Annotated in this window: 17 protein-coding genes; 13 read left to right on the top strand and 4 right to left on the bottom strand. The window is 37.5% G+C overall.

All coding sequences use genetic code 11. From position 1 onward, the window contains the following. The first annotated feature begins 19 nt into the window (after window positions 1-19). Window positions 20-352 carry a YlaH-like family protein gene (locus tag CEF19_RS02455; protein ID WP_100404612.1) on the top strand — a complete coding sequence of 111 codons (333 nt, stop codon included), beginning with the start codon at window positions 20-22 and terminating at the stop codon, window positions 350-352. Between the two features lie 79 nt (window positions 353-431). On the opposite strand, the gene CEF19_RS02450 is transcribed toward CEF19_RS02455, so the two are convergent. After that, window positions 432-635 (bottom strand): YlaI family protein, encoded by a 204-nt coding sequence (locus CEF19_RS02450; RefSeq protein ID WP_100404611.1) that lies wholly within the window; start codon window positions 633-635, stop codon window positions 432-434. Between the two features lie 216 nt (window positions 636-851). Between CEF19_RS02450 and CEF19_RS02445 the strand changes: the two genes are divergently transcribed. Then, window positions 852-1,307, top strand: a complete 456-nt coding sequence (locus tag CEF19_RS02445) for a pyridoxamine 5'-phosphate oxidase family protein (protein WP_100404610.1) — start codon at window positions 852-854, stop codon at window positions 1,305-1,307. A gap of 395 nt (window positions 1,308-1,702) precedes the next feature. Further along, window positions 1,703-3,034: a PhoH family protein gene (locus CEF19_RS02440; RefSeq protein ID WP_100404609.1), complete on the top strand. Its 1,332-nt coding sequence runs from the start codon at window positions 1,703-1,705 to the stop codon at window positions 3,032-3,034. A gap of 110 nt (window positions 3,035-3,144) precedes the next feature. Here CEF19_RS02440 and CEF19_RS02435 read toward each other — a convergent pair whose 3' ends face one another. After that, a complete protein-coding gene (locus CEF19_RS02435; protein WP_100404608.1) occupies window positions 3,145-3,654 on the bottom strand; it encodes a hypothetical protein in 510 nt (169 codons plus the stop codon). Window positions 3,655-3,745: 91 nt separating this feature from the next. Here CEF19_RS02435 and glsA point away from each other — a divergent pair, with 91 nt between their 5' ends. From glsA to pyc, 3 genes are all read left to right on the top strand, one after another. Beyond that, window positions 3,746-4,675: a glutaminase A gene (gene glsA, locus CEF19_RS02430; RefSeq protein WP_100404607.1), complete on the top strand. Its 930-nt coding sequence runs from the start codon at window positions 3,746-3,748 to the stop codon at window positions 4,673-4,675. 110 nt (window positions 4,676-4,785) lie between these two features. After that, a complete protein-coding gene (locus CEF19_RS02425) occupies window positions 4,786-5,067 on the top strand; it encodes an Fpa/YlaN family protein (RefSeq protein ID WP_100404606.1) in 282 nt (93 codons plus the stop codon). 205 nt (window positions 5,068-5,272) lie between these two features. Then, on the top strand, window positions 5,273-8,722 hold the full coding sequence (pyc, locus tag CEF19_RS02420) for a pyruvate carboxylase (protein WP_100404605.1): 3,450 nt from the start codon (window positions 5,273-5,275) through the stop codon (window positions 8,720-8,722). 255 nt (window positions 8,723-8,977) lie between these two features. Here pyc and CEF19_RS02415 read toward each other — a convergent pair whose 3' ends face one another. Further along, window positions 8,978-9,862 (bottom strand): COX15/CtaA family protein, encoded by an 885-nt coding sequence (locus CEF19_RS02415; RefSeq protein ID WP_100404604.1) that lies wholly within the window; start codon window positions 9,860-9,862, stop codon window positions 8,978-8,980. 302 nt (window positions 9,863-10,164) lie between these two features. Between CEF19_RS02415 and cyoE the strand changes: the two genes are divergently transcribed. The 6 genes from cyoE (at window position 10,165) to CEF19_RS02380 (ending at window position 15,877) form a co-directional block, all read left to right on the top strand. Continuing rightward, window positions 10,165-11,103: a heme o synthase gene (gene cyoE / locus CEF19_RS02405; protein ID WP_100404602.1), complete on the top strand. Its 939-nt coding sequence runs from the start codon at window positions 10,165-10,167 to the stop codon at window positions 11,101-11,103. Between the two features lie 86 nt (window positions 11,104-11,189). Beyond that, window positions 11,190-12,221 (top strand): cytochrome c oxidase subunit II, encoded by a 1,032-nt coding sequence (coxB, locus tag CEF19_RS02400; RefSeq protein WP_100404601.1) that lies wholly within the window; start codon window positions 11,190-11,192, stop codon window positions 12,219-12,221. Window positions 12,222-12,255: 34 nt separating this feature from the next. Then, window positions 12,256-14,124 (top strand): cytochrome c oxidase subunit I, encoded by a 1,869-nt coding sequence (gene ctaD, locus CEF19_RS02395; RefSeq protein ID WP_100404600.1) that lies wholly within the window; start codon window positions 12,256-12,258, stop codon window positions 14,122-14,124. Between the two features lie 3 nt (window positions 14,125-14,127). Beyond that, window positions 14,128-14,760: a cytochrome c oxidase subunit 3 gene (locus CEF19_RS02390; RefSeq protein WP_100404599.1), complete on the top strand. Its 633-nt coding sequence runs from the start codon at window positions 14,128-14,130 to the stop codon at window positions 14,758-14,760. Continuing rightward, on the top strand, window positions 14,753-15,097 hold the full coding sequence (locus tag CEF19_RS02385; RefSeq protein WP_100404598.1) for a cytochrome C oxidase subunit IV family protein: 345 nt from the start codon (window positions 14,753-14,755) through the stop codon (window positions 15,095-15,097). The genes CEF19_RS02390 and CEF19_RS02385 overlap by 8 nt, the downstream gene beginning before the upstream one ends. A gap of 222 nt (window positions 15,098-15,319) precedes the next feature. Further along, window positions 15,320-15,877 carry a DUF420 domain-containing protein gene (locus CEF19_RS02380; RefSeq protein WP_100404597.1) on the top strand — a complete coding sequence of 186 codons (558 nt, stop codon included), beginning with the start codon at window positions 15,320-15,322 and terminating at the stop codon, window positions 15,875-15,877. 41 nt (window positions 15,878-15,918) lie between these two features. Here the strand turns inward: CEF19_RS02380 and ytvI are convergent, their stop codons facing one another. Then, entirely contained in the window at window positions 15,919-16,977 is a 1,059-nt protein-coding gene (gene ytvI / locus CEF19_RS02375) for a sporulation integral membrane protein YtvI (protein ID WP_100404596.1), read from the bottom strand. 180 nt (window positions 16,978-17,157) lie between these two features. Here ytvI and CEF19_RS02370 point away from each other — a divergent pair, with 180 nt between their 5' ends. Then, window positions 17,158-17,610, top strand: a complete 453-nt coding sequence (locus tag CEF19_RS02370; RefSeq protein WP_100404595.1) for a TcaA NTF2-like domain-containing protein — start codon at window positions 17,158-17,160, stop codon at window positions 17,608-17,610. Window positions 17,611-17,618 lie beyond the last annotated feature (8 nt).

Below are 17,618 nucleotides of genomic sequence, written 5' to 3'. Positions count from 1 at the left end.
AAAGGGATTGGTGGTAGACATGGATAACCAACAATATTCTGAGTCGGACTTACAAGGGTTATCGTGGTTGATGCAATTAACGTATGAAAATCCATGGTATGGTTTTTATGCGTACTTGCTAATCGTTTTGTTAGCGATTATTGTATTTAATTTAGGATTTGCCCAGAAGTTACCGGTTTTGAAAAAGGTCCTTGTTTATATTGGGTTAATTCTTGGTTGTTTTGTCTTATGGTTTTTGGAATTTGCATTTGGAGCTCCAATGATTGTCGTATTAGTGATTTCTGGTATTGTTCTCGGTATCTATCGCTTTAGACTTCATCTACACCGCAAAGAAAAGCAAAATCAAATTTAACCAAAAAGGGTATCTCAAAGGATTTTTAACCTTCGAGATACCCTTTTTTCGTTTTTTTACTAGAAAGCTAACTTTCCTTTCAAAACCAATCATCATCTTCTTGTTTTTGGTGGCTAACTTGAAAAGATCCTGTTGATTTTCTCTCGTCAGTGCGTTTAGTAATTCTTTCATGACACGAATCACACATGTACGTATGAATAGGTCGGTTACGCAATCGTTTAGCTAACGGAAGGAAATCATCAATTTTGTCAATTTTATCACATATTACACATTTAACTCGCATGGGTTTAACACTCCAATTCAATGGTAAATCTATAATTCAATTAATAATCATTATGGGCAAGAAAAAATTTTTTAACGCAATTAATTTGAAAGCAAAGCTTCTTATATTAATTGTAAATTGAATCAGAAAAAAAAGAAACAAGTTTTATTTTTCGTTTAAAGTAGGTATAGTAGTAGTGAAGGAAAATAATGAAAAAATTGGAATGGAGGAGTGAAGATGGCCAACCAAGTTGAAAAGGGTTTAACAGATGATTTATTTACCCTTTTACAAAAAGAACGCTACGTAACACTTTCAACTGTTGATTTTGAAAAAAAGACACCAAATGTTAATGCAATTTCGTGGGTCTTTGCACCAAACAAGGAATTTGTTCGGTTTGCGATAGACAATCGGTCCCGAATTGTTGAAAATATTAAAGCAAATCCTGGCGTTGTCTTAACGCTCATTGGAAATGAATCCACATACTCAATTGCGGGGGAAGCCCTTGTCGCCATCGAAAAGCTAGATGAAGTACCATTAAAGCTTGCAATGATTGAGGTAAGGGTAGAAGAAGTACGCGATGTGATGTTTTATGGTGCCAAAATTATTACTGAGCCATCATATGATAAAACCTACGATGCTCAAGCAGCAGCTAAACTGGATCGTCAAGTAATGGATGCTTTAAAAAAGGCTTAGTCATCCTAATAAAGTACCCTATAGAGTAGACCTTTTAAATCAGTCTTTCCTAAAGGGTACTTTTTTTGAAGGTCGCCCACACGGAAATTATATACAATTTAATCCTCTTAATTTAAATAGGAGCACGTAAATAATGTGAACTAGCACTATTGACTCCGGATTTGACAAGTGATGTAAATGCCTTAGAACTTACCGTTTTTGAGAGGTAGTAATGTGTATACATAAGATACTATATATCGTTCATTTCATTTGTTTCACGATTCGTTCGTCTAAGTTCGATGCCTTAATCATACATTCTTAATATACAGCCTAGAGCTTTTCAAGGACAAAATCGTTCTTGATGCATAAGTTAATAGTAAGGATGTAGGCAAACGATACTTTAGTCAGGAGGCGGAATGTTGAAAAAAATCTACGTTTTGGATACGAACGTACTCTTACAAGATCCTCAGTCCATTTTTTCATTCCAAGATAATGAAGTGGTTATTCCAGCAGTAGTGCTCGAGGAAGTTGATTCAAAAAAACGATACATGGATGAAATTGGGAGAAATGCTCGGCAGTTTTCAAAAATAATAGACAGTCTAAGAGGAATGGGCAAGCTTCATGAAGGTGTACCTCTAGAAACAGGAGGAGCCCTTCGAGTAGAATTAAATCATCGCTCATTTCAACGTTTAAAAGATTCTTTTGCAGAGATGACAAATGATAATCGTATTATTGCAGTAGCCCTAAATTTAATGCTTGAGGAACTAGAACGGTCAGATGGCAGACAAGTTATTTTAGTAAGTATGGATGCACTAGTCCGAGTCAAAGCTGACGCATTAGGTTTACCAGCAGAAGACTTTTTAAGTGATAGAGTGGTGGAGTTTAACGAGGTCTATCCCGGATATGTTGAAATTTATGTCGAAGCCGATGTGATGAAGAATTTCTATTCAAATGGTGAAATAGCTACTTCGGAATTTACAAAGCAACCATTTCTTCCACATCAATTTATTATCATGAAAGATGCGTTAGGTAGCTCTAGTTCGGCGCTTGGTAAAGTCGACCCAGATGGAAAAAAGGTTAGACCATTCTTAAATGAACCTGATCATGTTTGGGGGATTCGCTCTCGTAACGTACAGCAGCGTATGGCGTTTGAATTGTTATTAAGAGATGATATAAGCCTTGTTACGATGATTGGTAAAGCGGGAACAGGGAAAACCCTTCTGTCATTGGCAGCAGGCTTAATGCAAACAGAGGACATGGGCAAATATAAAAAGCTTGTAGTCGCCAGACCTGTTGTCCCTTTAGGGAAAGATTTAGGTTACTTGCCGGGAGAGAAAGAAGAGAAGTTAAGGCCTTGGATGCAACCAATATATGATAATCTTGAATTTTTATTTAACACGAAAAAACCAGGCGAAATTGAACAAATATTAGCTGGGATGGGCTCTATCCAGGTAGAAGCCTTAACATATATTCGAGGACGTAGCATACCTGACCAATTTATTATTATTGACGAGGCGCAAAATTTAACGAAGCATGAAGTGAAAACTATACTAACAAGGGTAGGAGAACGAAGTAAAATTGTCTTAATGGGCGACCCGCAACAAATCGACCACCCTTATCTAGATGAATATAATAATGGTTTAACGTATGTCGTAGAAAAATTTAAAGACCAAACTGTTAGTGGACATGTCAAACTTGTCAAAGGTGAGAGATCGGGACTCGCTCAATTAGCTGCAGATTTACTATAAGCTACTTAGTTTAAGTCAAAGGTAGTTGTTTTTTGGGGGGAGGAACACGATCCATAGCAGTCACTAGTGCAAGAACCCTTTCTTACACTAGTGAGCTAGCTACGTATACCTTATTTAAGAATGAGGCGCTTAACTTGACGGACTGGTGAATCTTGATTAGATCCATCACCAAAATAAATATGGACAGGCCCATCTTCTCTTAGTGGTTTTCCTTGATTTGAAAACCCAAGGATAAAGGTTAGTGCTTTATCATAATCATAAGACTCTTTTGTTCCATCGTGCCGTTCAACCGTCACTTGATTAACAGTGTCAGAGGGATTGGCATTTATTAAGAATGGTCTCAAAGGCATTCCGTATGTACCATTTATGAGTTTTTGCTTATCATACTTAATTTCATTTCCGTTTTTATTCGGATTGGGAGGTTCAGATCCCTCAGTAAGCTCTTTATCCCATTGGGCAGATATCGCTTTCGTATATAGTGTTTCATCATCCTCCTCTAACTTTTCTTCTTTAAAATATGTAAGTAAATCAACCTTCCTTTCGTCAAAAATCCATACCGTTGGATCGATGGTTAAAGGGTGGTTTACTTCGCCTCCAATAAAAAAAACAAACTCTTGCATTTATGGTCCCTCCTAAAATGGTTATTCTATTAGAAGTATAAAGTGTTATTATTGTTTTGTCACATTGAACTGTACAAGAAGGTGGGATTTGATGCTTTGTCAGTATGAAACAGAGTTAACGCATATGATTAATGATGTAAAAAAGTTTACAAAAGATGGAAAGGTAGCTGATTATATACCTGCATTAGCGACTGCAAACCAAAATACACTGGCAGTAGCTGTATTTGACGGAACTGATACCTGCTTCTCTGCAGGTCAAAGTAGAGAAAAATTTACACTCCAGAGCATTTCTAAAGTTTTAACATTAGCACTTGCTATTATGGACCATGGCGAAGAGTATGTCTTTTCAAAAGTAGGAATGGAGCCAACAGGCGACCCGTTTAATTCAATTATTAAACTAGAGTCTCACGCTCCATCAAAACCTTTAAACCCAATGATAAATGCGGGTGCATTGGCTGTGAGTCACCTAATTAAAGGGGCGAACTCCGAGGAGAAAATCGAAAGGTTGTTGCATTTTATTCGTATGCTTAGTGGAAACCAAACAATTTCTTATAACTTAGCCGTCGCTAAATCAGAATTTGAAACAGCTGACTTAAACCGTTCATTAGCATATTTCATGAAGCAGCATGGAATAATCGAGGGAGATATTGAAGTTTTACTTGATTTCTACACGAAGCAATGCGCAATTGAAACAGATTGTCATGATTTAGCTCGAATTGGCTATGTATTGGCTAATGGTGGGAAATCAACGCTTAATAATGAAGAAATTGTGCCAATGTCAGTCGCAAGAATCGTAAAAACCTTTATGGTAACTTGTGGAATGTATAATGCCTCAGGAGAATTTGCAATGAAGGTGGGCATCCCCGCAAAAAGTGGAGTTTCAGGCGGGATTGTTGGCTCGGTTCCAAATGGAATGGGAATAGGCATATATGGTCCAGCGTTAGATGATAAAGGAAATAGTATTGCAGGAATGAAGCTACTTGAGGCCATGTCAAGCAAGTATCAGTTAAGTATCTTCTAAATGAAAATCTTTATCAAAATAATCGCTAAGTTCTTGTGAAAAACATTGCATTTTTCTAATTAAGCAGATACTATTAAAGTAAGGATATTTAGAAGTTAGGAGGGGACAACATGTCAACAGAGATAGTGACTGGACATAATGAAAAAGCATATGCCCTTCTGAAGTCCGATGCGGAAAAAATTCGCCAGTTAATTGAAGTGCAGATGGATAACTTAACGATGCCACAATGCCCCCTCTACGAAGAGGTATTAGATACACAAATGTTTGGTTTGTCACGTGAAATTGACTTTGCCATTCGCCTTGAATTAGTAGAGGAAGAAAAAGGAAAACTTCTTTTGGCAGAACTCGAGCGTAAGTTAGCTGATTTACATGACGAGTCAATACGCAAATAAAAAACCAAGCTTGATACAACCAGCTTGGTTTTTTTTACTGTTAGTAAAGATATTCTACTAAAAGTAAAAATGCATTGCAAAATAGGGATAACTTTCACTATACTATATACAAGCCTCATTAGTATGACACATTAACATAAAAAACAATGCAACTAATTTATGTTATAGGACAAGATAATCAAGAATGTTTAAGAAGGAGTGCTATATGAACGGTTTAAAAAATATTAAGAAAGTATTAGTCGCAAACCGCGGTGAAATTGCAATTCGTATTTTCCGGGCTTGCACAGAATTACATATTAGAACAGTGGCTATTTACTCTAAGGAAGACACTGGAGCTTATCACCGCTACAAAGCTGACGAAGCATACTTAGTAGGTGAAGGGAAGAAACCAATTGAAGCCTACTTAGACATTGAAGGGATAATTGAGGTCGCTAAGCTTCATGATGTGGATGCGATTCACCCTGGTTACGGATTTTTATCCGAAAATATCGATTTTGCAAGAAGATGTCAGGAGGAAGGGATTATCTTCATAGGACCAGATCTTGAGCATTTAGACATGTTCGGCGATAAGGTTCAAGCACGCACTCAAGCACTTAAAGCTAATTTACCTGTTATTCCCGGAAGTGACGGACCAGTTGAAAGTGTGGAAGAGGTTGAAGAGTTTGCAACGAAGCACGGATTCCCATTTATTATTAAAGCATCACTTGGTGGTGGTGGACGTGGTATGCGAATTGTGAACTCGGCAAATGACCTTCAAGAGTCGTATAACCGTGCTAAATCAGAAGCTAAATCAGCTTTTGGAAATGATGAAGTTTATGTTGAGAAATTTATTCAAAACCCAAAGCATATTGAAGTACAGATTTTAGCAGATAAGCATGGTAATATTGTCCATTTATATGAACGCGATTGTTCAGTGCAACGACGTCATCAAAAAGTCGTGGAAATCGCTCCAAGTGTCTCGTTAACTGAAGAAGTAAGGAATCAAATTAACGATGCTGCTGTCAAGCTTGCACGCAAAATAAATTATGTCAATGCAGGGACTGTTGAGTTTCTAGCAACAGAAGATGGCAAGTTCTACTTTATTGAGGTGAATCCACGCGTTCAGGTCGAGCATACAATTACCGAAATGGTAACAGGGATTGACATCGTTCAATCACAAATTATGATTGCAGATGGCGAAGAATTGCATGGACCTAAGCTGGGTATTCCCAAACAGGCAGAGATAGCTTGTAATGGCTTTGCGATTCAGTCGCGTGTGACGACGGAGGACCCAAGTAATGGATTCTTACCCGATACAGGTCGTATCAATGCCTATCGTTCGGGTGGTGGGTTTGGAGTTCGTTTAGATGCTGGAAATGGATTCCAAGGATCAGTAATTACACCTTATTATGATTCGTTATTAGTGAAAGTTTCGACGTGGGCCTTAACGTTTGATGGCGCTGCATCTAAAATGCTTCGAAATTTAAGAGAGTTCAGGATACGTGGGATAAAAACGAATATTGCTTTCTTAGAAAACGTTGTTCAGCATCCGAACTTTTTATCAGGAGAATATAATACAGGATTTATTGACCAATCGCCAGAATTGTTTGTGTTTCCTAAAAGAAAAGACCGCGGATCGAAAATGCTTAACTTCATTGGTGAGACCATCGTCAATGGCTATCCAGGTTTAGAGCAAGTAAAAAAACCTGTGTTTGAACAACCTGCTGTACCGGCATTAAAATATTCGGAGCCAATTCCAGCTGGAACGAAGCAAATTCTCGATGAACGTGGGGCTGACGGTTTAGCAGAATGGGTAAAGAACCAAGAAGAAGTCTTGCTAACGGATACAACGTTCCGTGACGCTCATCAATCACTGTTAGCAACACGTATACGTACTCATGACTTAAAGCAAATTGCTGAGCCAACAGCACGAATGCTTCCGAACTTATTTTCGATGGAAATGTGGGGAGGGGCAACCTTTGATGTAACGATGCGCTTTCTTCATGAGGATCCATGGGAACGTTTATTAACGTTACGGAAGAAGTCACCAAATGTCTTGTTCCAAATGCTTCTACGTGCCTCAAACGCAGTTGGATATACAAACTATCCTGACAATGTTATAGAAGAGTTTGTTGATAAGTCAGCTTCTGCTGGTATTGATGTCTTTAGAATTTTCGATAGTTTGAACTGGGTCGAGGGAATGACTCTTGCGATTGATTCGGTACGCAAAAGCGGAAAAATTGCGGAAGCAGCTATTTGTTATACGGGGGATATTCTCGATCAATCTCGGTCAAAATATGACTTGAATTACTATAAAAACCTAGCAAAGGAATTAGAGCAATCAGGTGCTCACATTCTAGGAATTAAAGATATGGCAGGTCTTTTAAAGCCAGAAGCAGCATATCAGCTCGTTTCTGAACTAAAGCAAAGTATTGAAATTCCTATTCACCTTCATACACATGATACGAGTGGAAATGGTATCTTTACGTACGCTCGGGCTATTGAAGCAGGTGTGGATATCGTGGACGTTGCGGTAAGTTCAATGGCTGGTCTTACTTCACAGCCAAGTGCAAATAGTCTCTATTATGCCCTTAGTGGTTCAAAGAGGCAACCTAACCTTAACATCCGGTCATACGAGCAACTTGCTGATTACTGGGATGCAACTAGGAAGTATTATGCTGGTTTTGAGAGCGGTATGAATGCACCACATACAGAAGTGTATGAGCATGAGATGCCAGGTGGACAGTATAGTAATTTACAGCAACAAGCAAAGGCGGTAGGACTCGCCGATCGTTGGAATGAAGTAAAGAAAATGTATCGGACTGTTAACGATATGTTTGGAGATGTTGTGAAGGTTACTCCTTCTTCTAAAGTTGTTGGGGATATGGCTCTATATATGGTACAAAATGACTTAACAGAAGAGGCAGTGTACTCTCGCGGACAAAATTTAGACTTCCCTGATTCTGTCGTTGAGTTTTTCCAAGGTCAGTTAGGAAAACCATATCAAGGCTTTCCTAAGGAATTACAAGATATTATTTTAAAAGGAAAGAAACCTTTAGAGGGCCGTCCTGGCGAATCGCTAGAATCGGTTGATTTTCAAGAAATTAAAGAATCATTATTTGCGAAATTAGAACGACAAGTAACAAGTCATGATATGCTTTCATATGCTTTGTATCCTAAGGTTTTCTTAGAATTCGATCAATTTTGTCAGCAATTTGGTGATGTTTCAGCTCTTGATACCCCGACCTTTTTCTACGGATTGCGTCTAGGTGAGGAGATTGAAATAGAAATTGAAACAGGGAAGACTTTAATAGTTAAACTTATCTCAATTTCAAAGCCACAGGATGATGGAACTCGTATCGTTTACTTTGAACTTAACGGACAACCGCGGGAAGTAGTAATTAAAGACTTAAATGTAAAGTCAACTACAGTTGCTCGTCCGAAGGTAGATAAAAACAATCCGAGTCAAATTGGAGCATCGATGCCTGGTACTGTTGTAAAAACTTTGGTTATTAAAGGTGATAAGGTGAAAAAGGGTGACCATTTAATGATAACGGAAGCAATGAAGATGGAAACAACTGTTCAAGCTGCATTTGATGGAGAAGTAAAAGAAGTATTTGCAAACGATGGAGAGGCAATTCAAACAGGAGATCTCCTCATCGAATTAATTCAATAATAATAAACAGGATAGAAATGACAAGGGTGTTTCAAAAGGTGAGAATCTTTTGAAACACCCTCTTTTTTTGTATGAAACTCTGTACGTAAGTGAGTCAGTCATTCGAACCAAAAGAGCTAATCATTTAAGGTGTCAAATGTATAAGGAAGGGGGAAGTGGGTATAAATGAAAAGTGACAGCTAGAAAAAGGCACTGAAAAAGGTAAAATCGTCCTTTTTCAGTGCCTTTAGATTCTACTCTAACTTTTCTTTGCATTTATTTTCGGGTCAATATCATGGTTATATAACAAAGCGTTGAAAATAATAACGAAATAATAAGAGCATGAATCAAACCAACAGATAAGGCATTTTGGGTAAAAACAATGGAAATACCACTAATAAATTGAGTAACAACCAATAGAAAAGAGATGATACTTGTCCAAACAAGCACTTTTTCATGTTTATAATGCTTTAACACCCAGATGACTAATATTAAAAGTATGATTAAGACAGAGGTACCAACTATTCGATGAAAGTAATGAACACCAATTGGGCCAACCATTGTAGGTAACCATTGCCCATTGCAAGTTGGGAAACCTGAACAAGCCAAGGTTGCTTGGGTATGCTTTACATACGCTCCGGAATAAATGACAGCATAGCAATAACAAAGGACAAAAAAGATATAATACTTAAATTTGTTCGTAACACGAGGTGCAATTTTTCTCTTTCCATCTTCAAAAGTAAGTATAGTAAGTAAAATGACTGAAGCTAAAGACATTGCAGATATTCCAAAATGTAGAGCTAGAATTGCTTTTGACTGTCCAAATACAACAGCGCCTGCCCCTAATAGCCCTTGAAAAATGATTAGAAACACGGCCAAAACAGACAATAAACGAGCTTCTCTTAAGTGAGATAACTTTTTCCAAGCCCATATGGCCAAAATAATAATCATCACACCAACTAGACCCGAAACGATACGATGGCTATATTCAATAATCGTTTCAATTGCTGGATTAACAGGGATAAATTCACCGAAACAAAGTGGCCAAGTGGCTCCGCAGCCCTCACCCGACCCTGTTTTGGTTACTAAAGCTCCTTGCAATAACACGATTAAAATACCAATTGATGTGAAGATACTATATATTTTTAGGAGCTTATGCACATGATTCACCTTTCCTTCTATAAATTTGTCGAGATATGTGCTAGAGTTAGCAGAGGAAATAAGGAATCAATCTCTCTTGATGATCTTAAAAACAATTGTTCAAAAAGTCAATTTCATAACTGTGAAATATTTTCAGGAACAGCTAAATGTGAAGATAATGTGAAACTCAGGATTTTGATGAAACAAAGTAGATTTTGAGATATAATGTGATCGTGACTTGTTAGGTGAGTAACATTTACCTAATTTTATTTTTGTAGAAACATCTCGTGTTTGGTTCATTCTACAAGGGGGGGTGAGGATTGATGAATAAGACCAATACAGTACTCAATGCGTCAGAAGTGATAGAAGCTGGTCCTGATTCATCAGTTTCGGCTGTTCAGCAAAAGTCCTGGAAAGACTATTTGGTTCTGGCAAAACAAGGAATTGTGACATCTAACCTAATAACGACATTTGCTGGGATTTTTTTAGCAGCTGTATATACAGGTTCAAGTATTGGTGAGCATCTTGACAAAATGTTTTTTGGTTTAATTGGTGCGGCACTCGTTATGGCTGGTGGATGTACGTTGAATAACTACATTGATAGGGATATTGATCCTATCATGGATCGTACCAAGGAACGCCCATCTGTAACTGGTCGTTTTTCAGGTAAACACATTTTAACTGTCGGGTTAACTCAAGCTGGACTTGGAATGATTTTTCTTGCATTAACTACAGCTACTGCAGCTGTGATTGGACTCGTTGGTCTCTTTATATACGTTGTTCTATACACAATGTGGACAAAGCGTACAACGTCTTTAAATACCATTGTTGGAAGCTTTTCAGGTGCTGTTCCGCCACTTATCGGCTGGGCTGCAATTGATGGTGGGCTTCATACTTTTGCATGGCTTCTATTTTTTATTATGTTTTTTTGGCAGCCTCCACACTTTTTGGCGTTAGCTATGAAACGCGTCGAAGAATACAGAGCAGCTGGAATTCCGATGTTGCCAGTCGTTGCAGGTTTTGAAATGACAAAGCGTCAAATGGTTGTTTATGTTGCAGCCTTGTTACCTGTTTCGCTGATGCTTTATCCGTTTGGAATTGTATATACGGTTATTGCGTCTATCCTAGGAATCGGTTGGTTGGCTCTTGGAATTGCTGGCTTTAAAATGAAGGACGATATAAAATGGGCTCGTTTAATGTTTGTCTATTCGTTAAATTATTTAACGATACTCTTTGTTCTTATGGTCATTGTTCATATTTAACCCGAAACGGTTAAAAGAACAATGATTATAATATATATTTTTATAAGGTTAGAAATTTATCGACGAAAGTGAGGTTGGATTGTCAGATGAAACTTTGGAAAACTGCATGGCGTTTTCTCCCTCTGTCTTTACTTGTTTTTTTATTAACAGGGTGTTTGGGGGAAGAAAACTTAACTGCTCTTGATCCAAAAGGGCCACAGTCAGCATGGTTATTGGATAATATGCTATTATCCCTATACATTATGGCTTTTGTAACAATTGTCGTATTCGCAATCTTTTTCATTATTCTTGCAAAATACCGTCGCAAAGCAGGAGATGACGAGATACCTAAGCAAGTTCATGGTAATACGGCGCTTGAAATTACTTGGACTGTAATTCCGATTATCTTACTTGCGATTCTAGCTGTACCAACAATTACAGGTCAGTTTATGTTGGCTGATACAGAGCCGGATCCAGAAGTAGGAGAAGATACAGTCTACATTAAGGTTACAGGTCATCAATTTTGGTGGCAATTTGATTATGAAAATGAAGGATTTACTGCTGGTCAAGAGGTTTATATTCCAGCAGGAGAGAAGGTTATTTTTGAACTTCATGCACAAGATGTGTTGCACTCGTTCTGGGTACCTGCTTTAGGTGGTAAGGTCGATACGATACCAGGAATCACCAATCACCTTTGGTTGGAAGCTGACGAGCCTGGCACGTATAAAGGAAAATGTGCGGAGCTTTGTGGTGCGTCACATGCGCTTATGGACTTTAAATTAATTGCGCTTGAACGCTCTGAATATGATGCGTGGGTTGCAGGAATGCAAGCTGAAGTTGAAGCGCCGACAGATGAAGTATTAGCACATGGTTATGAAGTATTCCAAGAAAATGGCTGTATTGGTTGTCATGCCGTTGGTGGAGAAGGCACAGCTGCTGGCCCGGCATTTACAAATTTAGGCGATCGGGAAGTGATTGCAGGATACTTAGAAAAAACGGATGAAAACCTTGAAGCATGGATTCGTAATCCACAAGCTTTAAAGCAAGGAAATAAAATGCCTGCATTCCCTCAAATTAATGATGAAGATATGGATGCACTTATTGATTATTTACGCTCTCTTGAAGTAAGAGGAGAGTAAGGGGAGAAATTTGATTTAGAAGGAGGTAAACCCATTGGCTACACATAAAAAAGATAAAAGTGTGATCTGGGACTGGTTAACTACAGTTGACCATAAGAAGCTCGGAATTATGTATTTAATTGCGGGGACACTTTTCTTCGTGAAAGCTGGTATTATGGCATTATTTATGCGTATCCAGCTCATGTACCCAGAAATGAATTTTTTAAGTGGACAGACATTTAATGAATTCATCACGATGCACGGTACAATTATGCTATTCTTAGCAGCAACACCTTTACTTTTTGCATTTATGAACTTTGTCATTCCTCTTCAAATAGGAGCACGTGACGTAGCGTTTCCATTTGTAAACGCATTAGGATTTTGGATTTTCTTATCTGGTGGATTTTTACTAAGTTTAAGTTGGTTCTTTGGTGGTGGACCTGATGCTGGGTGGACTGCTTATGTACCACTTTCTAGTCGTGAGTATGGTGGACTTGGACTTGATTTTTACGTGCTTGGGCTACAAGTAGCGGGGATTGGAACGCTTATTTCGGCTATTAACTTCCTAGTTACGATTGTTAATATGCGAGCTCCAGGTATGACGATGATGCGCCTTCCACTTTTTGTTTGGACATCATTTATTACATCAACACTTATTTTATTTGCGTTTACGCCACTTGCAGCAGGTCTTGCACTATTAATGTTAGACCGAATGTTTAATGGACAGTTTTTCATTCCAAATATGGGTGGTAACGTTGTATTATGGCAACATATTTTCTGGATTTTTGGACATCCAGAGGTATATATTCTTGTGTTACCTGCTTTCGGTATTATTTCGGAGGTTATCCCTGCATTTTCAAGAAAGCGTCTTTTTGGTTACACCGCAATGGTATTTGCAACCATGATTATTGCTTTCCTAGGCTTCATGGTTTGGGCTCACCATATGTTTACTGTAGGTATGGGTCCTGTGGCAAACTCCATTTTTGCGGTAGCAACAATGACGATTGCTGTTCCAACAGGAATAAAAATTTTCAACTGGCTCTTCACGATGTGGGGCGGAAAAATTACATTTAATACGTCGATGCTTTTTGCTTCATCATTTGTCCCAACGTTCGTATTAGGTGGGGTAACAGGGGTTATGCTAGCAATGGCTCCGGTTGACTATTTATATCACGACACTTACTTTGTTGTAGCGCATTTTCACTACATTATTGTTGGTGGTATTGTTCTGGCTCTATTTGCGGGGTTATTTTATTGGTATCCAAAGATGTTTGGTCATATGCTTAATGAAACACTTGGCAAGCTTTTCTTCTGGTTATTTTATATCGGATTCCATTTAACGTTCTTTATCCAACATTTACTTGGATTAATGGGTATGCCACGTCGTGTTTACACATACTTAGCAGACCAAGGTCTTGATACATTTAACTTTATTAGTACAATTGGTACATTCTTTATGTCTGTAGCGGTGATTATTCTAGTAATTAATGTCATCTACTCTGCATTTAAAGGAGAGCGTGTGACAGTTGCAGACCCTTGGGATGCACGTACATTAGAATGGGCAATTCCAACACCAGTACCTGAGTATAACTTTGCTCAGACACCTCAGGTTCGTTCATTAGACCCATTATTCTATGAAAAGATACATGGCGATGGAACGATGAAACCTGCTGAACCACTCGGAGATATTCATATGCCAAATGGATCGATTTTACCTTTGGTTATGTCTGTTGGTTTGTTCTTTGCTGCGTTTGGTTTAATTATGACTGAAATGGAAAATCCAATTATAAGCGGTTGGGTTGTCATGACTGCTGGGTTTATTATTACTTTCGGGAGTATGTTAATTCGCTCAGTTAAAGAAGACCATGGGTATCATATTCCAGTTGAACAAATTAAAAAAGATCTTAAGAAAGGAGGAAACTAGATTATGGCCGGTGCAATTGACCCTTCAAAAGGATTGCCTTCTCATCCTGAGAGAGCAACTCTAGAAGCAAAAAACAAATTTCTCGGTTTCTGGTTCTTCCTTGGTGGTGAAACCATTTTATTCGCAACATTTTTTGGAACGTTCTTGGGTTTACGTAATGGTACGGCGGATGGTCCATCCTCACAAGAATTATTCCATTTAGATCTTGTGTTTATTATGACGATGCTTCTACTAACAAGTAGCTTGACGAGTGTTCTTGCCATGTTTGCCATGAAGAAAAACAACTTCAAAGGTTTGATTACATGGATGATCGTGACAGTTCTTCTTGGCTTAGGTTTCCTTGGACTTGAGATTTATGAATTTTATGTTTATGTTAATGAATATGAACTTGGTTTCTCAACAAGTGCGTTTGCATCATCATTTTACTCATTAGTAGGATTACATGGTGCCCACGTAACGTTTGGGATTTCATGGATTATTGTATTACTTATCCGCTATGCAAAGTCTGGAATTACATTAACTAATGCACCAAAGTTTTATCTTTTTAGTCTATATTGGCACTTTATTGATGTTGTTTGGGTATTCATCTTTACGGTAGTGTACCTATTAGGTGTAGGAGGTGGAACACATGGCTGATAATTTAAGCCAACCATTTGAAAAGAGTGCAATGACAGAGGAAGAAAAACGTCAGATGAAAAAAGAAATAAAAAAGCAAATTGTTGTATTTGCTCTGATGATATTCCTAACAATTCTTGCGTTTCTAGCAATTGGTAGTGAAATAGTACCTCGTTCATTTGGTGTACCATTTGTGCTCATATTAGCAGTGATTCAATTTGTGATGCAATTAGTGTTCTTTATGCATTTAAAAGATAAAGACCATGGATGGGCCACTGCATTTATGATTTCTGGTATATTTGTAACTGTGCCTACGATTGCAGCTCTAATGCTCCTTATCGGGGTAACAAAGTATTAGAAAATATTAGAGTTCTCGTAAATACACGAGAACTCTTTTTTTAGTTTAATAAAGCAATGAAGTAATCAAAGACGAAGAATGGCTTTGTCCTTTGCATTCATAAGTAAAGGCTGATGCGCATTTTTCTTAATTGTTCATAATTTGTTAAAAGCTTAAATCGGTGAATTGGTTTGAATAAGGTATAATAAAGCAAAAGATATTTTAGATAAGGAGCTGTAGAGGTTGAGAAAACACGAACAAAAAGTACTTCAATCTTCACATAGAAAAAGAAATTACAAACCGATTATTATTATTTTAACTCTCGTAATAAATGGGTTAGTAGCTATACTTGCAGGTTTACCAGGGGTAGAGAACTTTAATGCGTTTGATGTTAAAATACTTCCTCTACTCAATGCTATATTTAATAGTTTCACATTTTTATTTCTCTTATTTGCATTAATCGCTATTTTAAAGAAAAATGTCACAGTTCATAAACGCTTTATATATGCAGCGTTTATTTCAACAATGTTCTTTTTAGTTACGTATGTCTCGTATCATTTTTTAGCGCCGTCGACTCCGTATGGTGGAACAGGGTTAATGGCTGGTATTTATTACTTTATTCTTATCTCCCATATCCTTCTCGCAATAGTGATTGTTCCTTTAGCCTTAACCTCTATTGCAAGAGCATGGAATATGGAAAATGAACGTCATCGGAAAATTGCAAGATGGACGATGCCATTATGGTTATACGTTAGTTTAACTGGCGTAATCGTGTACGTGATGATTTCTCCTTATTATTAAAGTGAAAGGAGGTTGACCCTGATACGGTCAACCTCCTTTTTCTATAGTTTGAAATTCATTTTAATGATTCCTGCTTCTTTTGCAGAAGTAAAGGCAATGACGATAAGTGGACCTATAATAAAGCCCATAATACCGAAAAGCATTAATCCGAGATACATTGCTATAAGTGTTGCTAGGGGAGAAAGACCGATGTGCTGTCCCATCACTTTTGGTTCAACAGTCCGTCGAATAACAAGTAGCACCGCCGCGAGAATAAGCAACTGAGTTCCCGTACTAGCGTTCCCAGCTATCAACTGGAAAATAGCCCAAGGACCTAGAATGACAATTGAACCAATGATTGGTACGAAATCAATAAGCCAAATAATAAAGGCCATTAATAACGCTACTTCTGGGGCAATTAGAAGCAAACCAATTAAAGAAACAACGAAGATAATAATACTAACAAGAAACTGAGCCTTAAAAAAACCCCAAACGACATAAGAAAGCCTTGATGTCATAAAATTAACTTTATCTTTCGTACGTTCTGAGAGATAAGCAAAGACCTTTACCCTTAACCTTGGAAGTTCAAGCATAAATAAAAATAATGCAATTAGATAAACGATAAAGGTCACGAGGTATCCAGGAATACTTGAAATGACTGATGTTATATCTGTTATTAAATTTCGGTCACTAATTGTAGAACGAATTTCATTTAATGTTTTAGTAACTTGAATATTAATTTCTTGAACAAACTCAGGTGGCATATTTTCATATTTTTCTTCTAGTCCTCTTTGAAAGTTAAGCCAAGCGCGATTTAAATCATTTATATATTGCGGTAAATTTTCAACAATTTGTGTACCCTGTGTAATAGCTTTGGTGGTTATGTAATATCCGCTTAAGCCAATAAAACAGACAAAAATTGTGAAAATAAGCATCACAGCTAAATTACGTTTTAGCTTCCCTCTATTATGCAGAGCATTCACAGCAGGAGATAAAACGAGAGCTGTAAGAAAAGCTGTAATGAGTGGAATAGATACTGGTAAAATAAAATAGGCTGCTGCGATGAAAATAATAAGTGTGATGACTATCACGATTGTACGTTTAGTAAAAATTGTTGCCAATTTGAAACTCCTCTCTACAACATAGACACTATATTTATTATAGTATGAAATAGGCTTGCTTGAACAGGTAAAACCATTCAATATACTATGATTGTTCACATTTTTTCTCGATATAATAATTAGAAATCGGTATGATAAAGGGGATAATGTAAAAAGGATAATATAGGAGGAGCTTAGCCTATGAGAGTATCGTTTTCAAAAGCACTTTGTTTCGTTGTTTGTTTCTGGTTAGTTGGTTGTAGTTCCGAGGATACTCAAATGACAGAAGTGTCTCTTCCAAATGCAGAGCAAGCAATTGAATTTGTAACCAATTATAAACTTGATATGATTCATGCGGTCAACGAAGGTGATTTTAATGAACTCGAACCATACCTTGTCACAAATAATAGCTTTTATCACTCTATTAGACGGTATGTGAACGATTTAAAACGTGAACAAGCTACAAAGTCACTTCAATCATTTGAAGTGAACAGAGTATTTAAGGGTGAAAGTAAATGGTTTGTAGATGTTCATGAAGTAGTTGTGATATCTGAATATGGCCAAGAAAAAAAACATGAACGTGAGGTTCGCTTTGAATTAACGAAAGACACATCTGAGTCTTTTCGTATCGTAACAATAAAACAGCAAAGATAAAGCAAAAT

Origin of the sequence: Bacillus solitudinis (assembly GCF_002797395.1) — a bacterium.
GTDB classification, from domain to species: domain Bacteria; phylum Bacillota; class Bacilli; order Bacillales; family Bacillaceae_D; genus Halalkalibacter_A; species Halalkalibacter_A solitudinis.
This window is presented reverse-complemented; position numbering and strand designations above follow the sequence as displayed.

Coding starts and splice junctions, on each gene's coding strand:
- CEF19_RS02455 (WP_100404612.1), top strand. CDS start 20: ATGGATAACCAACAATATTCTGAGTCGGACTTACAAGGGTTATCGTGG.
- CEF19_RS02450 (WP_100404611.1), bottom strand. CDS start 635: ATGCGAGTTAAATGTGTAATATGTGATAAAATTGACAAAATTGATGAT.
- CEF19_RS02445 (WP_100404610.1), top strand. CDS start 852: ATGGCCAACCAAGTTGAAAAGGGTTTAACAGATGATTTATTTACCCTT.
- CEF19_RS02440 (WP_100404609.1), top strand. CDS start 1,703: ATGTTGAAAAAAATCTACGTTTTGGATACGAACGTACTCTTACAAGAT.
- CEF19_RS02435 (WP_100404608.1), bottom strand. CDS start 3,654: ATGCAAGAGTTTGTTTTTTTTATTGGAGGCGAAGTAAACCACCCTTTA.
- glsA (WP_100404607.1), top strand. CDS start 3,746: ATGCTTTGTCAGTATGAAACAGAGTTAACGCATATGATTAATGATGTA.
- CEF19_RS02425 (WP_100404606.1), top strand. CDS start 4,786: ATGTCAACAGAGATAGTGACTGGACATAATGAAAAAGCATATGCCCTT.
- pyc (WP_100404605.1), top strand. CDS start 5,273: ATGAACGGTTTAAAAAATATTAAGAAAGTATTAGTCGCAAACCGCGGT.
- cyoE (WP_100404602.1), top strand. CDS start 10,165: ATGAATAAGACCAATACAGTACTCAATGCGTCAGAAGTGATAGAAGCT.
- coxB (WP_100404601.1), top strand. CDS start 11,190: ATGAAACTTTGGAAAACTGCATGGCGTTTTCTCCCTCTGTCTTTACTT.
- CEF19_RS02390 (WP_100404599.1), top strand. CDS start 14,128: ATGGCCGGTGCAATTGACCCTTCAAAAGGATTGCCTTCTCATCCTGAG.
- CEF19_RS02385 (WP_100404598.1), top strand. CDS start 14,753: ATGGCTGATAATTTAAGCCAACCATTTGAAAAGAGTGCAATGACAGAG.
- CEF19_RS02370 (WP_100404595.1), top strand. CDS start 17,158: ATGAGAGTATCGTTTTCAAAAGCACTTTGTTTCGTTGTTTGTTTCTGG.